This is a genomic window from Amycolatopsis sp. NPDC059657, from assembly GCF_042734395.1.
GTDB lineage: Bacteria > Actinomycetota > Actinomycetes > Mycobacteriales > Pseudonocardiaceae > Amycolatopsis.
In genome coordinates this window covers 1-4786 of the sequence record NZ_JBHWEB010000246.1, presented here as the reverse complement: position 1 = coordinate 4786, position 4786 = coordinate 1, and the positions used below count along the sequence as shown (strand labels likewise).

3 protein-coding genes and 1 pseudogene are annotated in these 4786 nt (G+C 67.9%); all 4 read left to right on the top strand.

What is annotated here, in order from left to right; translation table 11 throughout:
• Positions 1 to 108: 108 nt before the first annotated feature.
• Complete coding sequence (locus tag ACFV15_RS47870; RefSeq protein ID WP_378360156.1) at positions 109 to 1236, top strand: EfeM/EfeO family lipoprotein; 1128 nt, start codon at positions 109 to 111, stop codon at positions 1234 to 1236.
• Positions 1233 to 2378: a Dyp-type peroxidase gene (locus ACFV15_RS47865; protein ID WP_378360155.1), complete on the top strand. Its 1146-nt coding sequence runs from the start codon at positions 1233 to 1235 to the stop codon at positions 2376 to 2378. The genes ACFV15_RS47870 and ACFV15_RS47865 overlap by 4 nt, the downstream gene beginning before the upstream one ends.
• 11 nt (positions 2379 to 2389) lie before the next feature.
• Positions 2390 to 3988: a phospholipase C gene (locus ACFV15_RS47860; RefSeq protein ID WP_378360153.1), complete on the top strand. Its 1599-nt coding sequence runs from the start codon at positions 2390 to 2392 to the stop codon at positions 3986 to 3988.
• Between the two features lie 273 nt (positions 3989 to 4261).
• Positions 4262 to 4708 (top strand): annotated as a pseudogene (locus ACFV15_RS47855) (MgtC/SapB family protein); the annotation flags it as partial.
• Between the last annotated feature and the right edge of the window lie 78 nt (positions 4709 to 4786).

Here is a 4786-nt window from a genome sequence, read left to right as displayed (position 1 = left end):
ACGCATCCCGGGCCCCCTCCCGTCCCCCCCGGCCCGGCCCGGCGCCAACACTCACGGCCCTTTGGTTTAAGGTGGCGGTGATTCATTCACCGATGGTGGGGGTTGTGCGTGTCGCGCTTCCTTCGCGCCCGCTGGGCGATCGTGGTCGCGGTCGTCGTTCTCGCGGGCGTTGTGGTGGCCCTGAAGTGGCCGCGCGGCCCGGAATCCCCTGCGGAGTCCGAAATCTCCGTTTCGCGATCTTCGTGTGCCGAGGGCTGGACCGCCAAGCCGGGTCCGCAAACGCTCCAGGTGCGCAACGCGGGCGCGGTGACGGCCGAAGTCGAGTTGATCGATCCCGGCACCGGAATGGTGTACGGCGAAATCGAAGGACTCGGCGCCGGGACGATCCGGGCTTTGCCGGTCAATTTGGGCAATGGTGATTACGCGTTCCGGTGCCTGCCTGAAGGTGACGCGCCCTTTGTCGGGCCGAAGGTGCATGTCTCGGGTGGTGCCGAGCGCGGGGGACCGGCCGTCGTCCCGGTGACCAACGCGGATCTGCTCGGGCCGGTGAAGGCGTATCATGAGTATGTCCAAAACGGACTCGGCACGCTTTCGGAACAGACCGCCGCGCTGAAAACCGCACTGCTGGGCGGAAAACGGGCCGCGAGTCAGGCCGCGTGGCTGACCGCGCACTTGACTTACGAACGGCTCGGCGCCGCTTATGACGCTTTCGGCGACGCGGATGCGGCGATCAACGAGACCGGGTTCCGCGGGCTCGAAGCCGGATTGTGGCGCGGCGATGATCCCGCCAAGCTCGTCGCGGCCGCCGAGCAGCTCGAAACCGACGTGCGTGGACTACGCGAATCGTTCGCCACAGCCCAAATCGACCAAAACGATCTTGGGTTGCGCGCGCATGAAATCATGGAGAACTCACTGCAATTCGAGCTGACCGGCAAGACCGACGCCGGCAGCGGGACTAATCTGGCGACCGTTCTGGCCAATGTGGACGGAACCAGCGCCGTGCTCGACGTGCTCCGGCCGTTGCTGACGCCGCGTTTCCCTGGTCTCTCCACAGTGGACAAGTGGATGAACCGGACACGGGAGGCCGTCACGGCCGCGCGACGTCCTGACGGCTCGTGGACACCGCTGGCGCAGCTGGATCCGGCGCTGCGGCAGAAGATCAACGGCTCGGTCGCCGAGCTGACCGAGCAGCTCGCGCCGATCGCCGCGATCGCCGAACCGAGGAGGGTGTCGTGAACCTGGCACGCCGCACCTTCCTGCGTGGCGCGGTCGCGGGTGCCGGCATCGCCGGGCTGTCCGCGAGCGCACAGGCCCAGCCCGCGTTCCACGGCGCGCGGCAGCAGGCGATCCTGCGTGAGCCCGCCAGGCAGAGCGTCGTCGTGGCGTTCGACGTGATCGCCGAGAACCGGGCCGAACTGGCCGACTTGCTGCGGACGATCACCGACCGGGCGAGGTTCCTGGTGGCGGGCGGCGCGCCCGCCGCGCTCGGGATCACCGCGCCGCCGTCGGACTCCGGGGTGCTCGGGCCCGAGGTGCCGCGCGGCGACCTGGGCGTGGTGCTCGGCGCCGGGTCGTCGCTGTTCGACGGCCGGTTCGGGCTCGCCGAGCGCAAACCGGCCAAGCTCAAGCCGATGCTGGCGTTCCCCGACGACGCGCTCGACGAGAAGCAGTGCCACGGTGACCTCAGCCTGGTGCTCACGGCCGAGCACGCCGACACCGTCCTGCACGCGTTGCGCGACATCACGCGCGCCACCCGCGGCGGGATGCAGGTGCGCTGGAAGTTGGGCGGGTTCAGCTCGCCTGCCAGGCCCGACGGCGCCCCTCGCAACCTGCTCGGCTTCAAGGACGGAACGGCCAACCCCGTCGAGTCCGAAATGGACCGTCTGGTGTGGGCCCCGGACGGCGGCAGCTACCAGGTGATCCGGCTGATCAGGATGCTCGTCGAGTTCTGGGACCGGGTCTCGCTGCCGGAACAAGAGAACATGATCGGCAGGCGCCGCGACACCGGCGCACCGCTCGACGGCACGCGCGAGACCGACGTGCCGCGGTTCGGCGAGGATCCCGTCGGCACGGTGATCCCGCTGACCAGTCACATCCGCCTCGCGAACCCGCGCACGGACGACACCGACGGCAGCAGGCTGCTGCGGCGCGGCTTCAACTATGACCGCGGCGTCGACGCGAACGGCAACCTCGACATGGGCCTGATCTTCACCTGCTACCAGCGTGATCTGGAGGCGCAGTTCGAGGCCGTGCAGAAGCGGCTCGGCGGCGAGCCGCTGACCGACTACATCTCGCCGTTCGGCGGCGGGTACTTCTACGCGTTTCCGGGCGTCACCGGCATTGACGACTACTACGGCCGCGCCTTGCTGGCCCTTTAGGAGGATCCACAGTGGACAAGAAGGTGCTGGTGGCGCTGGCGTCCGCCGCCGTGCTGGCCGCCGTGCTGGCCGCCGGGTGCAGCGGCGGGGGAGAGCCCGCGCCGCAGCCGCAGAGCGAGGTGCAAACGGCCACCCCGATCAAGCACGTGGTGGTGATCTTCGGCGAGAACATCGCGTTCGACCACTACTTCGGCACGTATCCGAACGCGGCCAACAGCGACGGCACCCAGTTCACGGCCGCGGCGGGGACGCCGCGGATCAACGGGCTGACGCCGGAGCTGCTCACGCATAATCCCAACGCGTACCAGCCGAAGCGGCTCACGCACGAGCAGGCGATGACCTGCGACCAGGACCACGACTACAACAAGGAACAGGCCGCCTACAACGGCGGCAAGATGGACAAGTTCGTCGAGAACACCGAAAAGGACAAATGCAAGGGGCAGCCGGTGCTCTTCGGTGAGCCGGGGCTGGTGATGGACTACTACGACGGCAACACCGTCACCGGGATGTGGAACTACGCCCAGCACTACGCGTTGAACGACAACTCGTTCAACACCGTGTTCGGCCCGTCGACGCCCGGCGCGATCAACCTGATCTCCGGGCAGACGCACGGGGTGCAGGCCGTCGACTCGGTCAGCGGCGAGCCCAAGGACGACCCGAAGGTGGCTGTCTCGCCCGACGCGTCGAAGATCGGCACGATCATCGAGGACCCGGACCCGGCGTTCGACGACTGCTCGGACAAGAACCACACGGCCAAGGACAACCTCGCGGTGATGAAGGGCCGCAACATCGGCGACCTGCTCAACGAGAAGAAGGTCACCTGGGGCTGGTTCCAGGGCGGTTTCAAGCCGACCACGCCGGGCGGCGGCGAGAGCGGGCACTACGCGGTCTGCGGGCAGTCGCACAAGAACGTGGGCGGTCAGTCCGTTGTGGACTACAGCCCGCACCACGAACCGTTCCAGTACTACAAGTCCACGGCCAACCCGAAGCACCTCCCGCCGAGCTCGCCGGACGCGATCGGCAAGACCGACCAGGCCAACCACCAGTACGACCTGAGCGACTTCGACACCGCGCTCGGCGCGGGCAATCTGCCGTCGGTGAGCTACCTCAAGGCCGGGTCGTACCAGGACGGCCACGCCGGCTACTCGGACCCGCTCGACGAGCAGGAGTTCGTGGTCAACCAGGTCAACAAGATCCAGCAGTCGCCGCAGTGGGCGTCGACCGCGATCGTGCTCGCCTACGACGACTCCGACGGCTGGTACGACCACGTCGCGGGCCCGATCGTCAACGGCTCGAACGACGCGAAGCAGGACTCGGCGATCTGCACCGGGCAGCCGGTGAAGCTCGGCGGCTACGCCGACCGGTGCGGCTACGGCCCGCGCCTGCCGTTGCTGGTGATTTCGCCGTACAGCAAGGTGAACCACGTCGACCACACGCTGACCGACCAGACCTCGGTGCTCCGGTTCATCGAGGAGAACTGGTCGACCGGGAAGATCGGCGACGCCTCGTACGACGAGCTGGCGGGCGATATGCGGTCCATGTTCGACTTCGGCGCCGCCGCCGCGAAACCGCTGAAGCTCGACCCCAAAACGGGCGCGGTCGCTCCCTAGTTCTACGCGTGTCGTCCATCGGTGCATGGATGGACGACACGCGTGCATGGATGGACGACACGGCCGGTGCCCGAGGTTTTTGCGCGGTACTTACGGCGCCGGTGGGAGCGGGGCGTGTATCGTGGCTCGAGTTGATCTAGTACGAGACCGGAGAGCGAGGTGAGCGGAACATGCCGGAAGACAGTTCTGGGAAGACCGCCCTCGTAGGGTTCGTGCGTTAAGGCGGTCTTCGTCCTGTCTGGCTGTCCGCACGCCAGAAAAGCGAGATTCGCCATGAACACCTTTGAAATGCTGCTGCGCGTGGCCACCGGCGTCGGCCTGGGCACCGTGATCGGCTTCGAGCGCCAGTTCCGCGCCAAGATCGCGGGCCTGCGCACCAACGCGCTGGTCGCCGTCGGCGCGACGCTGTTCGTTTTGCTGTCAGCGCACGGTTTCGGTGACGTGACCGGCGCGGGGAGCGCGGACCCGACACGGGTCGCGGCGCAGATCGTGTCCGGTATCGGGTTCCTCGGCGCGGGTGTGATCATCCGCGACGGGATGAACGTCCGAGGCCTCAACACGGCCGCCACACTGTGGTGCGCCGCTGCCGTCGGAGCCCTTGCGGGAGCGGGACTTTACGCGATCGCGGCCACCGGCACCGCCGTGATCGTCGGCGTCAACGTCGGCCTGCGCGCACTCGGCCGCAAGGTGGACCGCAAGCCCGGCGACGAGTCCTGCGCCGAGTAGAAGCTCGTGAGCGAGGGGGGCGGGTGGTAACAGCCGGGACGCGGGCCCGGGCGTGACTGGCGTGGGGGTGGA